Genomic DNA, 16,339 nt, shown 5'->3' with positions numbered 1-16,339 from the left:
CAGGGCTCCACCGGTGGCGGTACCACCGTCACCATCACGGGCACCAACCTCTCGGGCACCACCGCTGTGCTCTTCGGTACCAAGCCGGCCACGAACGTCACCAACGTCTCGCCCACCCAGGTCACCGCTGTCTCACCGTCCGGCACGGGCACGGTCGGCGTGACGGTGATCACCCCGGGTGGGACCAGCAACCCGGTACCGTTCTTCTACGTCGGCGCCCCCTTCAAGTCCGGTCTGAGCGCGAGCTCGGGCGCGACCGCGGGCGGCAACACCATCACCATCAGCGGCACCGGCCTGTCCACCGCGACGGGGGTGTCCTTCGGTGCCAACACCGTGACGCCGACGGTGCTGTCGGACAGCCAGATCAGTGCCGTTGTGCCCGCGGGTGCGGCGGCCGGGCCGGTGGGGGTCAGCGTGACGACCGCCGGAGGCACCAACAACGGTCTGTCGTACACGTACATCGACGCTCCGACCGTCACCACGGTCACGCCGACCTCCGGACCGACGTCCGGCGGAACCGCGGTGACCATCACGGGCACCAACCTGACCTCGACGAGCCAGGTCACGTTCGACTCGGTGCCCGCGCCGTTCTCGGTCATCGACGCGACGACGGTGTCCGCCGTCGCCCCGCCCGGCACCGTCGGCGCGGTCGACGTCGCTGTCACCAACCCCGCGGGCACGGCCACGGACGTCGGCGCCTTCACGTATGTGACAGGCCCCGGCATCTGATCCGTCACGGTTGCGGCACCGGCCCGGGCGCGGAACAGCGCCCGGCGCCGGTACCGCCTCCGGACGCATGATGCCCGCCCGGTCCGGCACTCCCGCGCCCGGCCGGGCGGGCAACCACGGGATCCCACGCCGGCGCCCGGCAGTATTTCCTTTCGTAGGGAACGCTTCCGGTGCCACCCGTTGGCCGGGGGATTCTTCCGGTTGCGTTTCTTGCGGACAAGGCGCTCTGGCATGTGCCGAACGCCTGTCGCCCCTTTCACGGCGCCATCCCCCGGGTCCGGTCTTTCGTGTGGATGACGCGTCGTCGCCGCCGCCCTACCGACAGCAGGTGCATGATGAGCAACTCGGCAACCCCGGCCGTGGAACGGCCGAGCCTGACCGCTGTATCACCGACTTCCGCCACCGCGCGGGCGGTGTTCACGATTCCGGTGGGCACCAAGCCGCTGGGGGTAGCGATGGGCCCCCTGGGACTGCACGCGTACGTGGCCAACAGCGGCTCCGGAACGGTCAGCGTCCTGGACATCGGAGACCTGACCGTCTCCACCGCGCTGGGCCCCTACAACACCCCTACGGCGTTGGGCGTCAGCCCGGACAGCTCCCTGGTCTATACGACGGACAGCACCGCAAACGCTGTCCGTACCGCGCAGAAGGACGTGCTCGCGGTCACCGACACGATCGCCGTGGGGAACACCCCCGCCGCGATCGCCGTGAGCCCTGGCGGCATCCGCCTCTACGTCACCAATGAGAACTCGGCCACCCTCAGCGTGATCAACGCGCTGACCAGCACCGTCCTGACAACCGTCCCGGTCGGCGCCCAGCCCAACGGCGTCGCGGTCAACGCCGGTGGGCTGGAGGTGTACGTGGCGAACACCGCCGACAACACCCTCAGCGTGATCAGCACCGTCACCAACACCGTGGTGGCGACCATCGGAGGCATGTCCGCCCCCCTCGGGGTGGCGGTCTCCCGCGACACCCTCCACGTCTACGTGACCAACAGCGCCGCGAACACCGTCAGCGTCATCGACACCGGCACCAGGACCATCACCGCCACCATCCCGGTGGGCACCACCCCCTGGGGAGTAGTGACCAGCTCCGACAACCTCTGGGCGTATGTGGCCAACCATGGATCCGACACCGTCAGCGTCATCGACGCCACCACCAGCACGGTCACCGAAACCATCGCGGTCGGACACCAGCCCGCCGGGATCGCGGTCACCCCCGACGGCGTGGACATCTATGTGACCAACAGCGGCACGAACACCGTCAGCGTCATCCAGACCCTCAACCAGATGGCCCCCACTCTGGGGCCGCAGTCGGGCGGGACCAAGGTGACGATCACCGGCACCGGCCTCGCCAACGCCACCTCGGTGCACTTCAACAACGCCTCCGCCCCCATCATCGCCAACGCGGCCAACCGGATCCTCGTGGTCTCCCCACCCGGCGTCGGTGTCGCCCAGGTCGCCGTCACGACCCCGGGAGGCACCAGCAATCCCAAACCCTTCACCTACGCCCCCAGCGGCAGCGCCTCCTCCATCAGCCCCGCCGTCGGCCCGACGGGCGGCCGCAACACCGTCACCATCGACGGCTCCAGGCTGGCCACTGCGAACTCGGTACTGTTCGGCACCCTGCTGGCCCCACCCCTGATCGTTTCCGACCAGCAGATCACCGCCGCCGTCCCGCCCGCCGCCGGTCCCGGCCCAGTACCCGTCACCGTCACCACCGCAGGCGGCCTCGCCACCGAAGCGCTCACCTACACCTACGTCGACCCACCGGCGCTCACCGGCCTGAGCACCAGCACCGGCAGCCAGACCGGCGGCGGCGTCATCGACCTCACCGGCCTCAACCTGGGAACCGTCACCAGCGTCGTCTTCAACGGCCTCCACGCCCTGTTCAGCGTCGGAGCCGACAACACCCTGGCCGCCGTGGTTCCTCCCAGCCCCATCACCGGCCCTGTAGACGTCACCGTCACCACCGCAGGCGGCACCAGCACCCTCCCCGGCGGCTACACCTACACCTGACGGTAAGTCAGCAAGTCGACATCGCCACACGGATGTCGTCGGCACGTGGATACGGGCCGGGTCGCAGTACCCGGTCCGTTCGCAGGCGCGGGGCCAGCAGCACCCCGCACCGGTAGGTGGCCGTCGCCACCAGAATGGACGGTTCCCCGTCCATTCCGATGTCGGCGACCTTGAGCCGGGAGAGTACCCAGTCCCAACGCTGCTCGGTGGTACTGCCGCCGTACGCCTCGACCAGCGTCATCGGTGACGTCACCACCTCGGCCTCGCCCTGGGCTGCGAGGTCGAGCCAGGCGATCATCTTCCGGTGGCCGCGCACGGCCAGGGACAGGGCTTCGCAGTCGAGTACGAAGATGCGCAGCGGCCGCTGCCCGTGCTCACCGGCCTGCTTGTCGCGTACAGCCGCTGCTGCAACGCCCGCAGACCCCGGCCGTACTCGTGCGAGAGCAGGGATTCCAGCCAGCCCGTACGCACCTCTGCACTACAGCCCGTACGCCGACAGCGACCGCGAAGAGGAGCGGAAGCCGGTCAGCCGGCGAAGCCCGGGACCACCAGGCCCGACTCGTACGCGATCACGACCGCATGGGTCCGGTTCTGCGCGCCGAGCTTGGTCAGCACGTTTCCGACGTGGGTCTTGACCGTCTCCAGGCTCACCGTGAGGGACTCCGCGATCTCCGGATTGGAGAGCCCGGTGGCCATCAGGCGCAGCACCTCCTCCTCCCGGCCGGTCAGGGTGGCCTGCGGCAGGGCCTCGGCGGAGCCCAGCGGGCGGGCGGCGACCATGCGGCCCAGTGCGGCCGGGAAGAGGATCGCTTCGCCCGCCGCCACCTCCCGGACCGCCTCGGCGATCTGGCGGACCGGGAGGCGCTTGAGGACGAAGCCGCTGGCGCCTGCGCTGAGGGCGGCGGTGACGTAGCCGTCGTTCTCGAAGGTGGTGATCACCACGACCTTCGGCGGGTCGGCCGCTTCGGCCAGCAGTTGACGGGTGGCCTCGATCCCGTTGCGACGCGGCATCCGGACGTCCATCAGGACCACGTCCGGCCGCAGGCTCCGCGCCCGTTCGACCGCCTCGACGCCGTCGGCGGCCTCGCCGACCACCGTGATCCTCGGCTGTGCGGCGAGCAGCATGCGCAGGCCGCTGCGGGTCACCTCGTCGTCGTCCGCGATCAGGAGGGTGACGGCGGGGCTGGTGACGGCGGGGAGGGCCATGCCTTCGCTCGCGCCGGATCCACTCACGCCGACGCCCGTACCGGCAGCCGCACGGCCAGGCGCCAGTGCTGCGTCCCGTTCGGGCCGGCCTGGAACTCACCATGCAGCAGCCGGACGCGCTCGGCCAGTCCGGGCAGACCGTGACCGGAGGTCGGGAAGGCCCCCGGGCCCGGGCATCCGTGCCCCGGTCCGGTTGACCACCGTGAGATCCAGTCCGTCCGGCCCGGCCGCCACTCGGACCTCGATCGGGCCGCCCGCCCCGTGGCGCAGCGCGTTCGTCAACCCCTCCTGGAGAATCCGGTACGCCGCCCGGGAGAGCGTCCCCTGTACCTGCGCCAGTTCGCCCGACAGCTCCGGTTCCACCACCGCCCCCGCGTACCGCAGGCGGTCCAGCAGCCCGGGGAGGTCGGCCAGGGTCCGGGTCGGCGCCGTCCCCGACTGGTCCTCGCGCAGCACTCCGAGTACGTAGTCCAGGTCCTCCAGCGCGGCCCGCGTCGACTCCTCGATGCTGCGCATGGCGGCCCGCGCCGCCGCCGGGTCGGCGGAGAGCACCTCGTCCGCCACGGCCGCCTGGATGGTGGCCGTCGTCAGCGTGTGCCCGATCGAGTCGTGCAACTCGTGGGGAATCCGGTTGCGTTCGGCCAGCAGCAGTTCCCGCTCGGCAGCCAGAGCGAGCCGTTCGGCCGCCGACGGCCCCAGCAGCCGTGGCGCCGACCACCGCAGAGCCTTCGTCACCAGTACGCAGACGGCCACCGCCAGCAGGGCACAAGGGCATGCTGATGGGCGAGGGCGCGGCAGCCGTCGTCGTCCAGCGCGCCGGCACCGGGAACGGCCCCGTGCACGTCCGGGTGCGCGGTGTGTCCATGAACTGCGACGCTCACCACGCCACCGCGCCCGACCCCGACGGCATCACACGCGCGGTCCAGGACGCCTACAGCAGAGCCGGGGTACGGGCGGAGGACATCGACCTGGTGATGCTGCACGGCAGCGGAACCCCCCGCAACGACCTGACGGAGTCGAGCGTCCTGCGCCACGTCTTCCACGGCGCCGGAAGCGGTCCGCGGATGACCGCCATCAAGGCGATGACCGGCCACACCCTGGGCGGTTCGGGACTCCTCAGCCTCGTGATGGCGGTGCTCGCCATGAAGGAAGGGACGGTACCCCCGGTCCTGGGACTCACCGACCCGATCTCCGAGGCCGCGGGACTGGGCCTGGTGCAGGGCGCCCCCGCAGCCGGCGACCTGACCATCGCCAGATCAACGCGTTTGGCTTCGGAGGGATCAACGCCGTCGCGATCGTGGAGGCAGCAGCCCGATGAGCGCGACGAGTACCGCACGGATGAGTAAGTCGAGCGCCCGGGATGTCGTCGTCACGGGCATTGGACTGGCGCTCCCAGGTGTCTCGAAGTACGGCGACCTCCTCGGACCGCTGCCCGGCGATGGCGGCTTCGACCCGGCAACCGGACTCCGCGGGCGCGAGATGCGCCACAAGGACCGCGCGTCCCGGCTCGCCCCTGCGGGCTGCCGAGTCCGCCCTCCACGACGCGGTCCTGACCGACGCCAACGCGACGTTCACGGGCGTGGCTGATTCGACCGCCGTCGTGGTCAGCACCAACCGGGGCAATGTGGACAGCGTCTGTGAAGCCACCGACACCATCGCCAGGGCAGGCGTGCGGGGCCTCAGCCCGTTGGGCTTGCCACAGACATCAAGCAATGTCATCGCCGGCTGGGTGGCCATCCGATACGGGTTGCGCGGCCCCAACCTCACCGTCTGCAACGGCGTCACGAGCGGTCTGGACGCCGTGTCCTGGGCCCGAAACCTCATCGTGGCCGGGCGCGCCGAAGCGGCCGTCGTCGTCGGCGTCGAACCAGCCAATGACGTGGTGACGAAGCTGCTCGGTGAGCAGTCCACCGACGCGGCGGTCGCGATCGTCCTTGAACCAGCGAACGCAGCCGCCTCCCGCGCGGCGCGGCCGCGCGCCACGATCGCCAGGTACGCACGGGCCCGGGATCTCGCCGCGGCGCTGACCTCCGCTGGTGTGACGGAAGAGAAATCCGTCGGACTGCTCGTGGACGAGGCGGGTGCCGGGGCGGGCCATCTGCTCACAGCCACTCGCCGGATCGACCTTGAATCCCAGCTGGGCCCGCTGTCCGGGGCACTGGGCGTCCTACAGTGCGCCGCCGCGGCCGCCTATCTGGAGAGCGACGCCACCAGGAGCGTGCTCGCCACGGCTGGAGGCCTTCGGCACGACGCGGCAGCCGCTCTGCTGCTGACCCCTTAATACTGCAACCGCATGTGGGGGTCATGGCCTCGGCGTTGGTAGTGGCAGCGGCGGGCTCGGGCTTGGCTGCGGCGTCGGAAGTGTGACCAGCGCAGACGGTGCTCGTTGGGATGGCAGTGAGGCGCGATGACGACGTGCCCGATCAGCCGGCGGATCTCCGGGACGCTGAGGGGTATGAGGTCTCGCTCGTCGTTTCCGCTGGGGTGGGGGTCGTCGTGGTCGGTGCCGTAGACGTGGCGGGGCGCAGGGCGGGATACCAGGTCGTCCATGCATCCACCCTGGCACCGGTGCCCGCCCACCGTTCGGGGCGGGCTTACCGACGTAGTGGTCGTAGACCGGTGCCCAGGGCCAAGGATGCGGCCTTCGAAAGCCCCCGTTGTTCCAGGTCGTCGAGGAACGCGGCGACCACTTGGCCAGCCGCCCGCGGCGGTAACGAAGCCCGACTCGACGGGCTCCCCACATCGGCGCCGAGCGGGTAGAAAGACCCGACAGATGCGGCAGCCATCGGGCGCCGCATCTGTCGCGACCGGTTCCCGTGGGCCTGCCGAACCCTGCGGCGCGCTCGCACCGGCACCGACAGCCTCGGCACGCCTCGGCGTTCGACGCGTGCCCCCAGACACCAACAGCGTTGCCAGCGCGGCAAGTTGTCTTTCCCGTGGTGGCGGTGGATCGTGGGTACGTCATCCGGACGGGAGGGGAGCAGCGCCATGGCCGCGGAGTTTCGGAGTGACGTCCTGGAGACCTCGCAGGTGCGGATATTCTCGGTCCACGGAGACGTGGCCGGTGCCGGATTCTTGGTTGCCGCGGACCTGGTGTGCACCTGTGCGCACGTCGTCGAAGAGGCCCTCGATCTCCCGGCGCCCATGGACGAGGCCCCCGGCGGGTCGGTGAGTCTCGACTTCCCGCTCCTGTCCGCCCACCCCTCCGCGCGGGCAAGCGTGGTCTCCTGGCGCCACGGGCGAGCCGATGTCGCGCTGCTGCGGCTCGACCGGCCCGTCGAGGGCGCAAGGCCGGTGGGGCTCGTCGACGGCACCGAAGTCTGGGAGCACCCGTTCCGTGCGTTCGGACACCCGGATGGTGCGGATCACGGAGTCTGGGTGCGTGGCACCCTGCGCGCCGGCATGGCTGCGGGGCTCCTGCAGATGGAGGCACACCTGCCCGGGCCGCGCGTCACGGAAGGGTTCAGCGGGTCCCCGGTGTGGGACGACGCCCAGGGCGGGGTCGTCGGCATGACCGTGGCCGCGCACCGAGGGGAGAGCACCGCCTATTTGCTGCCGTCGGCCGATCTGATCGATGAGCACATCATGCCGGCACGTTGCCCATTCCAGGGACTGGAGCCCTTCACCGAGGAACAGTCGCAGTTCTTCCACGGTCGTGACGCCGACACCACCCGGGTGCTGGAGGCTCTTGACCAGAGGCCGGTGGTGCTGGTGGTCGGGCCCTCAGGATGCGGGAAATCCTCTCTGGTGGGGGCCGGGGTGCTGCCCCGGTTACGGGACCAGGGTGCCGACGTGTCCGAGTTGCGTCCCGTCCCGGGCGCCCGGGCGACCTCCGTTCTCGCTCACGTGCTGACCGATGTCCTGGAACCGGGGCTCGGCGAGATCGAACACCTCGTCAGGACCGAGGAACTGGCCTGGCTCCTCGCCGACGGCCCGGACGTCCTCGCGGCGCTGCGGGGACGGATCCTGGCCCGCGGCCCGAGCGCCGGGCACGTGCTCTTCGTGGACCAGTTCGAGGAGTACGCACGTGCCGTGCCCGCCGAGGCGTGCGAGCTGTTCCGCATGCTTTCCGTCCTCGCCGGCAGACGGGGTGCGGCAGCCCTGCGGGTCGTCGCCACGGCGCGTCCCGACTCCCTCGACGCACTGGTGACGGTCGGTACGTCTGACGTCGTCAGTGATGCCGTGCGGTTCCTCGCACCGCTGAGCGACGACGACTTGAGGCGCGCGGTGACTGCTCCCGTCGACGCCGTGCCGGGGCTGTGGTTCGAGCCGGGACTGCCCGAGAGGATCGTCGCGGACGCGGGCGACGAGCCCGGGCGGATGCCGCTGGTCCAGTTCGCCCTGACCGAGTTGTGGCACCAGCGCAGCAATTCGATGCTGACCCATGCCGCCTATGACGCGTTCGAAGGCATTGCGGGGGCCCTGGCCGGACATGCTGACGGCGTCCATGCCCAGTTGGCACGGAAGCAGCAAGAGCTTGCTCCCAGGTTGTTCGCGCAGCTGGCCCGGCCAGGTGACGGCGACACCTTCGTCCGCAGGCCCGCCCGCACCACCGATCTCGCTCCGGAACTCCTCGAACTCGTCCGCGAGCTGACCCGGTCATCGCGGAGACTCCTCGTCCTTTCGCAAGCCCCGGGGGAATCCGGGCAGGAGGAGATCGTCGACCTGGCGCACGAAGCGCTGATCGAACTCTGGCCGCTCCTTCGGACCTGGCTGGTGGAGTCCCGGGACTTCCGTGCCTGGCAGGAGCAGTTGCGCGCCGATGTGGGCCGCTGGCAGGCGCGGAAGAGCGATCCCGCGCGTCTGCTCAGCGGCGCGGACCTGGCCGAGGCGGACCTCAAGCTCAAGGGACACAGCCAGGACGTCTCCGCGGAGGAGCGCGCCTACATCCAGTTGAGCCGCCGCCACTCCCGGCGCAGGATTCGCGTGCGCAGGGGCGCGGTGGGAGCGCTCGCCGTGCTCACGGTGCTCTCCGTCGTCCTGGCACTCTCCACCTGGCGTGGCCTGCAGAGTGCCGAACAACAGCTCCGCTTCCAGGCGGCGGACCTCCTCGCCCAGGCCTCCGAGGCACGCCCGCCGGATGATCCCGCCACGGCACTGCAACTCGCGCTGGCTGCCTACAACGCCCGGCCGACCGCCACGACCCGCCAGACCCTGCTGAACCAGTACGTCCGCGGACAGCACCTGCTGGCCAGCCACCCCTCGGTCTGGAAGGGGCGTGCCACGGACATGAGATCCACCCCGGACGGCCGCGTACTGGTAGTCACATCGAGGCGGAGCAGCGACAACCCCCGGTTCACCGTGGTCACCGGCGCCCTGAGCGGCACGCCACGCACACGGGAGCTCAGTGGCGTTCCCAAAGGGCTGGTCCACGAACAGGCCCTGAGCCCCGACGGCCGCTTCTTCGCCACCTCGAGCTCGTCCGATGCCGTGCTCCTATGGCGACTGGACGGCTCCTCCCGTCCCGAGCCACTGTCCGTGTTCCACCCGACGGCCGGAGGGGTCAACAGCACCCTGGACTTCAGCAGCGACAGCAAGCGGCTCCTACTGACCATAAAGCCCTCGGGCAGATGCTCCCCCCTCCCCAAGTGCCCGCCCCCGTTCGCCGAGGCATGGGAAACCGAATCGGGCGCCCGCATCCACGTGCCCGACGGGCTCGTCCCCGAGCGAGGGGCGCAGGAGGCGGCGTTCACCTCCGACCCGGATTCCGTCGCGACCATCAGCTACACCTCCGGCTTGGAGGACCAGCGGGTCGAGATCAGAGACCTCCGCACGTCCCGGCTGCGGTACACCGCCACCGTTGACAACAGCTTGGGCTCTGGGGTCAGGCTGGCTGCCGGTGGTGAACTCCTCATCCGTCAGGACGGGGACACCGCGTACTCGCAGCCCCTCGGAACCACCCCTGGCCGTCATACCAAGCTGCCCTACGTCACCGGGCTGACGGACAGCACTCGACGCTTCCACGTGTCGTCGGACGACTCCTCGAGCGGCACCGACGAGGGACTCTACGACGAGAAGATCCTGACCGACCTTGGTACCGGGCAAGCCCATATCGCCCGCATTCCCAGCGCCCGCGACACGGAAGTCTCCGACGCGGGCCTCGCGGTGGTGCCCCGCGGCGACGGTGGGACGGCGGTCCTGGTACCGCTCGGCACAGCGCTCATGGTCGTGCGCGCCGAGCGCTACGACCGTAAACGATTCACCGTCACGGACAGCAACGCAGCCTCCAGCATGTCCCCGGACCGGCGCTTCATGGCCATCGCGGACCAGCGCAGCCTGCAGGTCGTCGGCGCGTCCGGCGCCCGGCAGCAGTCCGTGCAGCTTCCGTTCATCGACGACGCGCCGTCCTGGACGCTCTCCTGGACCGCAGATTCACGACGGGTCGTGGTGTGGAGCAGGGGGGGCAACCTGCTCGCCGCGTACCCGGCGGGGAGTCTGAAGGACAAGGTGCCTCTCGACGGTGCGCTGCCCGGGGCGAAGGCGGCGGGGAAGGAAGAAGGCAACCAGGGAGGCGAGGTGGAGGAAGTCGCCGCCCTGGGCGGCAGCGAGATCGCCCTGCTGACGCTCGACGGCCGCCTCGCCCGGGTCGACGCAGCCAACGGGGCCCTCCTGACGAGGCCGATCCCTGCCCACCCCGATCCCGACCGGTCCGGCATGGGCACCCTCGACGACATCTTCACCCGGGGCCGGCTCGTCCCCCGGCCGCACCACCCCGGGCAGGTCGTGGCGGTGACCCGACGCGGCGCCGCGTTCGGCGACATCCTGCTGTGGGACCTTCGCACGCCCCGGCACATCAGGACCCTGCCGGGGCTCCCGATCGCAGCGACGTTCTCCTCCAGCGACGACCCGTCGGCTGGTCCTCTCGTCTTCGACGAGCGCGGTTCCCGGCTCGCCGTCGAGACCAGCAGCAGGAAGGTCCGGGTGTGGGACGTCGACGGACGCAAGCAGCTGCCCGGCAGCGCGCCCGGCTCCGTGGACGGGTACGTGGTCGGCGTCGGCGACGGGGGCCAGGTCCTCACCTACAGCAAGGGCCGGGTGACGACCCACGACCTGACCGACGCCCGCAACTCCACCACGCTGAACGTCCCCGAAGGAGCGGTGGCCTCCGTGCGGGGAAGCCGCCTGGAGGTGCTCCTCGGAGGGGTGAAAGAGACCTTCACCTTGCGGCGCAGGACCTTCGACCTGCGTCCCGAGGCCCAGTTCCGCGCCCTGTGCAAAGTCGCGGACCGCGACTACACCCCCGCCGAGCGTGAACTGCTGCCAGACGGAACCCCGGCGCAGCCCCCCTGCACCTGACCTGGGGACACGAGAAGATCCTGCGACCGAGTCCGGCAACACCGCTGTCCGGCTGGGGCCTTCCCGCAGAATGATCCGCATGAACGATTCACAGGATTTCGCTCTCTCGGACGGAACCACAGTCCACTTCCTGATCCAGACCGCGGAGCGTCCCACCTCCGACGCGGAGCAGGCACCGGACGGCATCGGCCCGCTCGTTCCGGTCGCCAGGCGAAGGCGGGCGGCCGCCGTCGCCGCCGACGCACTGCGTACGACGCTGCAACCCCTCGGCTCGCTGGTCCAGGACGTGCACGACGCGATCACCACAGGGGCGACCCCGCCCGCCGAAGTGTCCGTCACCTTCGGCGTTCAGCTCGGACACGACCTCAAACTCGGCATCGTCAGTGGCAGCGGACAGGCACATCTGACGGTCACCGCCACCTGGAAACCGGAACAGAACCAGGCGTCCGGGGCCTGACAGCACCAGCAGTGGGCCTCGATCATGCTGTCACCGACAAGTCGGAGCCCTATGGCCACCATCTGCCCCCAGTGCCCGTGTAGCTGACCTTGATCGCACGACAGTTGCATGAGCACTGCGGGCACGAATGATCACATACCCTTTCGATCACCGAATGGGTATGTGATCACCCTGAGCTGGGAATCTCAGCATCGCGTCATAAGTGCTGTTCAGAGGTCATCACTCGCGAGAACATGACGCGGATTCTGAGTACCTACACGTCGCAGCCCTTGATGTGGAGGGCCGGGTTCAGGCCCTTCTCCATCAGATCGACCGCCCACAGCAGCGACTGGACGCTCCAGCTTCGCCAGGACGGGCGTGGACACCGGTTGAAAGGTTAAAGAACAAGCTCAGAGCAGCTCGGCGAGCGGCTCCACCGTTTCCCAGCGGCTGAGGTACTCCGTCGCCGCGTGCGGGTTGAAGTTGCGGTTGCTCACCCGGCGGGTGCGTTCCAGTACGGCGTCGTCCTCGGGGAAGAGTTTCCGCAGCTTCAGCGTGGCGACGATGAAGTCGTCGCGGTCCGCGACGTTCACCCAGCGCTTGAGATGGGCCGGCGAGCGCAGCGGCTGCGGGCGCAGCCGCCCGCGGATGATCGAGCGCAGCCCGAGCGGCGATCCGAAGGTGACGAGCAGCGGCAGCGGCCGGTCGAGCCGGTGCAGCGCCTCGTAGGCGACCACAGTGCCGAGCGAGTGGGCCAGGATGGCCTTGGTGTCAGGGGTCACCCGGGACAGCACGGCTTCGATCGCGCCTTCCCGGACCCGCTCGTCGTCCAGGTAGGCGGCCACCTGCCCAAGGTGGAACGCGCCGGTGCTGCTGAGCGCGGCGAATCCGGAGCGGGCGATGGGGCCGAGCCGTCCCATCATCGAAGCGAACATACGCAGCGGCTCCAACGGCCCCTGCTCGGGGCCGACATCGACGGTCAGCTCCTCCAGGGCGTCGGCGGCCTCGGCGCTGTCCTCGGGATCGGAAGCGTGTCGGCGGATGTTGTCGACGATGTCCCGGGCGACCTCCACGCCGGTGGCCGCGATCGGGGCGGGCAGCCGTACGTCGAAATCGTCGTGGGGCACGTAACCCTGGTACAGGTGGCGGTAGTAGGCCATGTCGACCGTCACCGCCCCGGCCGCGAGGCGGTCAGCCGCCTCGCGGCGGCCGTTGTCCCGCAGCGTGCGCGCGAGGGTCCGCGTCCAGTCCTCCCGCAGCCGCTGCTCGGTCTCGTCCCAGGGTCCGATGCCGTGCACCATGACCAGCTCTGCCATGCGTCTCCCTCTCGCCCGCGCTGTCGTCGTTAGCCACCCCAACACGTAGGGCCGGGGCGGCGGTTCCCGTGTCCGGGCACAGTAATAATGCGCGCATGACAGCTAAGCGCAGAACGCTGGTGATCGCTTCGCACTGGGACATCCGCGAGAAGAAGGAGGAGGACAGGCTGGTCCGACTGGAGCCGTACGCACACGAGTTGACGGAGCTGTTACTGGACCCGAAGCGCGGTTCGTACGCACCCGCGCACGGGGACGGGCTGCTGCTGAACCCGCGGACGGTGTCCGAGGTGACCGATGCCGTGGAGGAGGCATTCCGGGAGGCGCAGGCGGCACGTGCCTCCCTGCTGCTCGGGTTTCTCGGCCACGGGTTTCACCCTCAGGGGGGCGATTTCTTCTTCCCGATCAGCTCCACACCGGCCGCGCCCGGTCCCGAGACGGCCTTCGACCTGCCCGGCGAGGTCGGCCGGATGACCAAGCGGTACGGGGGTGTGCCGGAACTGACCCTCGTGGTCGACGGGTGCTTCTCCGGCCACGCCCTCCTGGCCGCGGCCGAGGGCTGGCTCAGGTCCGCCATGCAGGCCGGCCGCACGGTCGAGGTGCTGACCTCCTCCGACGACCGGGTCTCCTACGACCTGCAGTTCTCGCGGGTCCTCACCCGGATCGTCCGCCACGGGGACATCCGGCTCGAACCGTTCCTGGAGACGAAGGCGGTACGCCTGAGGGTTCAGACGCTGCTCCGGCGTCAGATTCCGCAGGCGGTCGCGTTCGACGGGGGTACGGGCTCGCGCCAGGCCCCGTCGGAGGCGTGGATCGCCCGCAACGTGGCGCACGACCACAAGCTGAGCGTGCTGGCCGGTTCTCCCGATCAACAGGTCCTGGTGCCCGCCCTGCGCCACTTTCAGCCGCCTGCGGAACTGGCCCGGATCGCCCGGGTCGTCCGCCTGAACCGGCTCGTGGCGGTGGTCGGCGCCATGGGCACGGGCAAGACGACCATCGCCACCGCGCTCGCCCGTCCCGAGCTGCTGCCCGAGGACGAGACGGACACCGCCGCGACGGTGTGCGCCGTCGTGCGGCTCAGCGACGCCGCGTGGACGTCCGGGACGGCCGTCCAGCAGTTGGCCCGTCAGCTCCGCAGGTACTTGCCGGGTTTCGACACCGCGCGTACGGCCTACCGGGCACGGGTCCCCCTGGCGCAGCGCACGCTGCTGCCGAGCACGGTCGCGGAGGTTGCAGGCCCGCTCGTCCTGATGGAGGCGCGCGAGCCGGTGCGCGTGGTCGTGGACGGCCTCGACCAGGTGAAGGACCCGACGAGCCGCGCCGCACTGTTCACGGAGCTCGCGGCGCTGCGGGACGCGGCACCGGAGTGGTTCGGCGTGGTGGCCACGGTCCAGGAGTGGGTGGCGCTGCCCGAGGACTGGCACCAGCTGCCGGCCCCGGTGCCCGACGACCGGAACGTGCGCGCCTATCTTCGGGCCCGGCGGGTACCGGAGGACGCCCAGCAGGTGATCCTCGCCCGGCGGGACGGGAACTGGCAACTCACGAAGGTCCTGGCCCATTTCGGCCCGTCCGAGGCGTCCGAGGTCGGTGAGGGACTGGCGGACGCCTACGACAAGGCGCTGGTCCCGCTGCGGGACCAGGCCTCCTCGCACGGCGCCTCCGCCTGGCTGGACCCGGTCCTGCTCGTCGTCGCCGCCTCCGGCCCCGGCATGACTCTGCCCCGGCCCCTGCTCGCCCGGGCGGCCGGGGAACTGGGCGGCCCGGCCGACGAGGAGGCGGTCTGCCTGGTGCTGCGTCTCCTCGACGGCCTCGTGGTCCGCTCGCCCGACCCGTCGGGCACCGAACTGCTCGGCGTGTACCACCCGTCTCTCGTCGAGTACGTGGCGGAGGAGCAGGACCTGGTGGAGGGGCATCGCGCGCTCTGCGACGCGCTGGAGATCATGGCTCCCATGGAACAGCACACGCCCGACGGCCCTCTGCACCGCTACGCCGAGCAGGCCGAGCCCGAGCACCTGTGGCAAGTGGCTCTCGCCGCACCCGACGAGAACGCCGCCGCGGCGCTGTACGAGCGGCTCCTGGCGAGCCTGGAGCTGCGCGCCGCACCGGAGGCGACGGTGAACCGGGCCCGCTGGGCGAGCTGGGCCGAGCGCCTCGGGGAGCGCCTCGGCGCGGACGCGCCGACGACCCTGCTCGCCCGGGCCCGCACGGCGTACTGGACGAGCAAGTCCGGGGCGTACGGGCGGGCCCGCGAGCTGTACCGGGAGCTGCTGCCGGACCAGCTGCGGGTGCTCGACGCGGACGATCCCGAGCCGCTCGAGGCCCGCTCCCGCATCGCGTACGCGACCGGCGAGATGGGTGAATTCGCCGAGGCCGTGGCCCTGCACCGGGAGGTGCTCGCCGACCAGGAGCGCCTCCTCGGCCCCGACGACCCGCGCACCCTGGACACCCGGCACCACATTGCGTACTGGACGGGGCGCGGCGGCGCCCGGGAGGAGGGGCTGCGGCTGCACGAGGAGCTGTTGCCCGACCTGCAACGCGTGCTGAGCCCGACGGACGTGGCCGTCCTGGAGGAGCGGCACTACATCGCGTACTGGCACGGCATGCTGGGCCGCTACGACCGGGCCTTGGAGTTGCACGCCGAGCTCCTGCGGGACCGGATCGAGGCGTTCGGCGAGGAGCACGAGCAGGTGGTGTTCAGTCGGATGAACATCTGTAAGTTCCTGGGCGAGTCGGGGCGCCTCCAGGAGGCGCTTCACGGCTACGGCGAGCTGCTGCCGCTCGTCACCCAGGTCCGCGGCGCGTACCATCCGAACACCTTCCTGGTCCGGCTGAACACCGCGCGGTTCACGTGGGAGCTGGGCAACGCCGCGGGCGCGCTGCCGCTGCACGAGGAGGTGCTCCGCGACCAGCGGGAGGTGCTCGGCGACACCCACCCGGCCGCCATGATCACCCGCTACAACATCGCCATGCTGAAGGCCGAGCTCGGCGACCCGGCCACGGCGCTCGCTGAACTGGACGTCCTGCTGGAACAGCGGCTGGCGCGCTACGCCAACCCCGGGCACCCGGAGGTCATCACGACGAGGTTCGGTCGGGCCCGGACCCTGGCGCGGCTGGGGGAGGTCGAGTCGGCGGTGGCCCTGCTCCGCAAGGTCGTCGCCGATCGTGCGCGCGTCCTGGGCGACGAGCACCGGGACACGCGCGAGGCGCGGCAGGAACTGGACCGGCTGCTGGGCGACTGACCGGTCAGAACTGGGGGGCGACTCCGCCCGGGAGCTCGGCATCAGCTCGGAGTCCCTGCGCGGCTGGTACCGCCAGGCCAAGGCGGACCGGGGCGAGGGAGC

Annotated in this window: 11 protein-coding genes; 7 read left to right on the top strand and 4 right to left on the bottom strand. The window is 70.6% G+C overall.

The window, feature by feature from the left end; genetic code table 11:
• Together IE107_RS32815 and IE107_RS32810 are read left to right on the top strand one after the other, a co-directional pair.
• On the top strand, positions 1 to 729 hold a 729-nt coding region (locus IE107_RS32815; protein WP_189548004.1), incomplete at its 5' end, for an IPT/TIG domain-containing protein.
• A gap of 335 nt (positions 730 to 1,064) precedes the next feature.
• Entirely contained in the window at positions 1,065 to 2,747 is a 1,683-nt protein-coding gene (locus IE107_RS32810) for an IPT/TIG domain-containing protein (RefSeq protein ID WP_229867428.1), read from the top strand.
• 7 nt (positions 2,748 to 2,754) lie between these two features.
• On the opposite strand, the gene IE107_RS35505 is transcribed toward IE107_RS32810, so the two are convergent.
• The 3 genes from IE107_RS35505 to IE107_RS32795 form a co-directional block, all read right to left on the bottom strand.
• Positions 2,755 to 3,063 carry a hypothetical protein gene (locus tag IE107_RS35505; RefSeq protein ID WP_229867427.1) on the bottom strand — a complete coding sequence of 103 codons (309 nt, stop codon included), beginning with the start codon at positions 3,061 to 3,063 and terminating at the stop codon, positions 2,755 to 2,757.
• Positions 3,064 to 3,272: 209 nt separating this feature from the next.
• Positions 3,273 to 3,953 (bottom strand): response regulator transcription factor, encoded by a 681-nt coding sequence (locus IE107_RS32800; RefSeq protein WP_189548012.1) that lies wholly within the window; start codon positions 3,951 to 3,953, stop codon positions 3,273 to 3,275.
• A gap of 96 nt (positions 3,954 to 4,049) precedes the next feature.
• Positions 4,050 to 4,706: a sensor histidine kinase gene (locus tag IE107_RS32795; protein WP_308434273.1), complete on the bottom strand. Its 657-nt coding sequence runs from the start codon at positions 4,704 to 4,706 to the stop codon at positions 4,050 to 4,052.
• A 20-nt stretch (positions 4,707 to 4,726) separates the two neighbouring features.
• On the opposite strand from IE107_RS32795, the gene IE107_RS32790 reads away from it, so the two are divergent.
• The 4 genes from IE107_RS32790 (at position 4,727) to IE107_RS32775 (ending at position 11,706) form a co-directional block, all read left to right on the top strand.
• A complete protein-coding gene (locus IE107_RS32790) occupies positions 4,727 to 5,299 on the top strand; it encodes a beta-ketoacyl-[acyl-carrier-protein] synthase family protein (protein WP_229867426.1) in 573 nt (190 codons plus the stop codon).
• Between the two features lie 14 nt (positions 5,300 to 5,313).
• A complete protein-coding gene (locus IE107_RS32785; RefSeq protein ID WP_308434272.1) occupies positions 5,314 to 6,234 on the top strand; it encodes a beta-ketoacyl synthase N-terminal-like domain-containing protein in 921 nt (306 codons plus the stop codon).
• A 707-nt stretch (positions 6,235 to 6,941) separates the two neighbouring features.
• The gene (locus IE107_RS32780; protein ID WP_189548002.1) at positions 6,942 to 11,249 is read left to right on the top strand and encodes an nSTAND1 domain-containing NTPase; all 4,308 of its coding nucleotides are present in this window, start codon (positions 6,942 to 6,944) and stop codon (positions 11,247 to 11,249) included.
• Between the two features lie 79 nt (positions 11,250 to 11,328).
• Positions 11,329 to 11,706, top strand: coding sequence for a CU044_2847 family protein (locus tag IE107_RS32775; RefSeq protein ID WP_189548001.1), 378 nt, complete (start codon positions 11,329 to 11,331; stop codon positions 11,704 to 11,706).
• Between the two features lie 389 nt (positions 11,707 to 12,095).
• On the opposite strand, the gene IE107_RS32770 is transcribed toward IE107_RS32775, so the two are convergent.
• Positions 12,096 to 13,001: a hypothetical protein gene (locus tag IE107_RS32770; protein WP_189548000.1), complete on the bottom strand. Its 906-nt coding sequence runs from the start codon at positions 12,999 to 13,001 to the stop codon at positions 12,096 to 12,098.
• 95 nt (positions 13,002 to 13,096) lie between these two features.
• Here IE107_RS32770 and IE107_RS32765 point away from each other — a divergent pair, with 95 nt between their 5' ends.
• On the top strand, positions 13,097 to 16,237 hold the full coding sequence (locus IE107_RS32765) for a tetratricopeptide repeat-containing protein (RefSeq protein WP_189547999.1): 3,141 nt from the start codon (positions 13,097 to 13,099) through the stop codon (positions 16,235 to 16,237).
• The last annotated feature ends 102 nt before the right edge of the window (positions 16,238 to 16,339 follow it).

Origin of the sequence: Streptomyces gelaticus (assembly GCF_014649535.1) — a bacterium.
Classification (GTDB): domain Bacteria; phylum Actinomycetota; class Actinomycetes; order Streptomycetales; family Streptomycetaceae; genus Streptomyces; species Streptomyces gelaticus.
Note: the sequence above shows the minus strand (reverse complement) of the source record. Positions and strands in the feature narration are given on the sequence as shown.

Bases quoted from the DNA above. Each gene is read 5' to 3' on its own strand.
- IE107_RS32785 (WP_308434272.1), top strand. From the start codon at position 5,314: ATGTCGTCGTCACGGGCATTGGACTGGCGCTCCCAGGTGTCTCGAAGT.
- IE107_RS32770 (WP_189548000.1), bottom strand. From the start codon at position 13,001: ATGGCAGAGCTGGTCATGGTGCACGGCATCGGACCCTGGGACGAGACC.
- IE107_RS32775 (WP_189548001.1), top strand. From the start codon at position 11,329: ATGAACGATTCACAGGATTTCGCTCTCTCGGACGGAACCACAGTCCAC.
- IE107_RS32780 (WP_189548002.1), top strand. From the start codon at position 6,942: ATGGCCGCGGAGTTTCGGAGTGACGTCCTGGAGACCTCGCAGGTGCGG.
- IE107_RS32765 (WP_189547999.1), top strand. From the start codon at position 13,097: ATGACAGCTAAGCGCAGAACGCTGGTGATCGCTTCGCACTGGGACATC.
- IE107_RS32790 (WP_229867426.1), top strand. From the start codon at position 4,727: ATGCTGATGGGCGAGGGCGCGGCAGCCGTCGTCGTCCAGCGCGCCGGC.
- IE107_RS32810 (WP_229867428.1), top strand. From the start codon at position 1,065: ATGAGCAACTCGGCAACCCCGGCCGTGGAACGGCCGAGCCTGACCGCT.
- IE107_RS32800 (WP_189548012.1), bottom strand. From the start codon at position 3,953: ATGGCCCTCCCCGCCGTCACCAGCCCCGCCGTCACCCTCCTGATCGCG.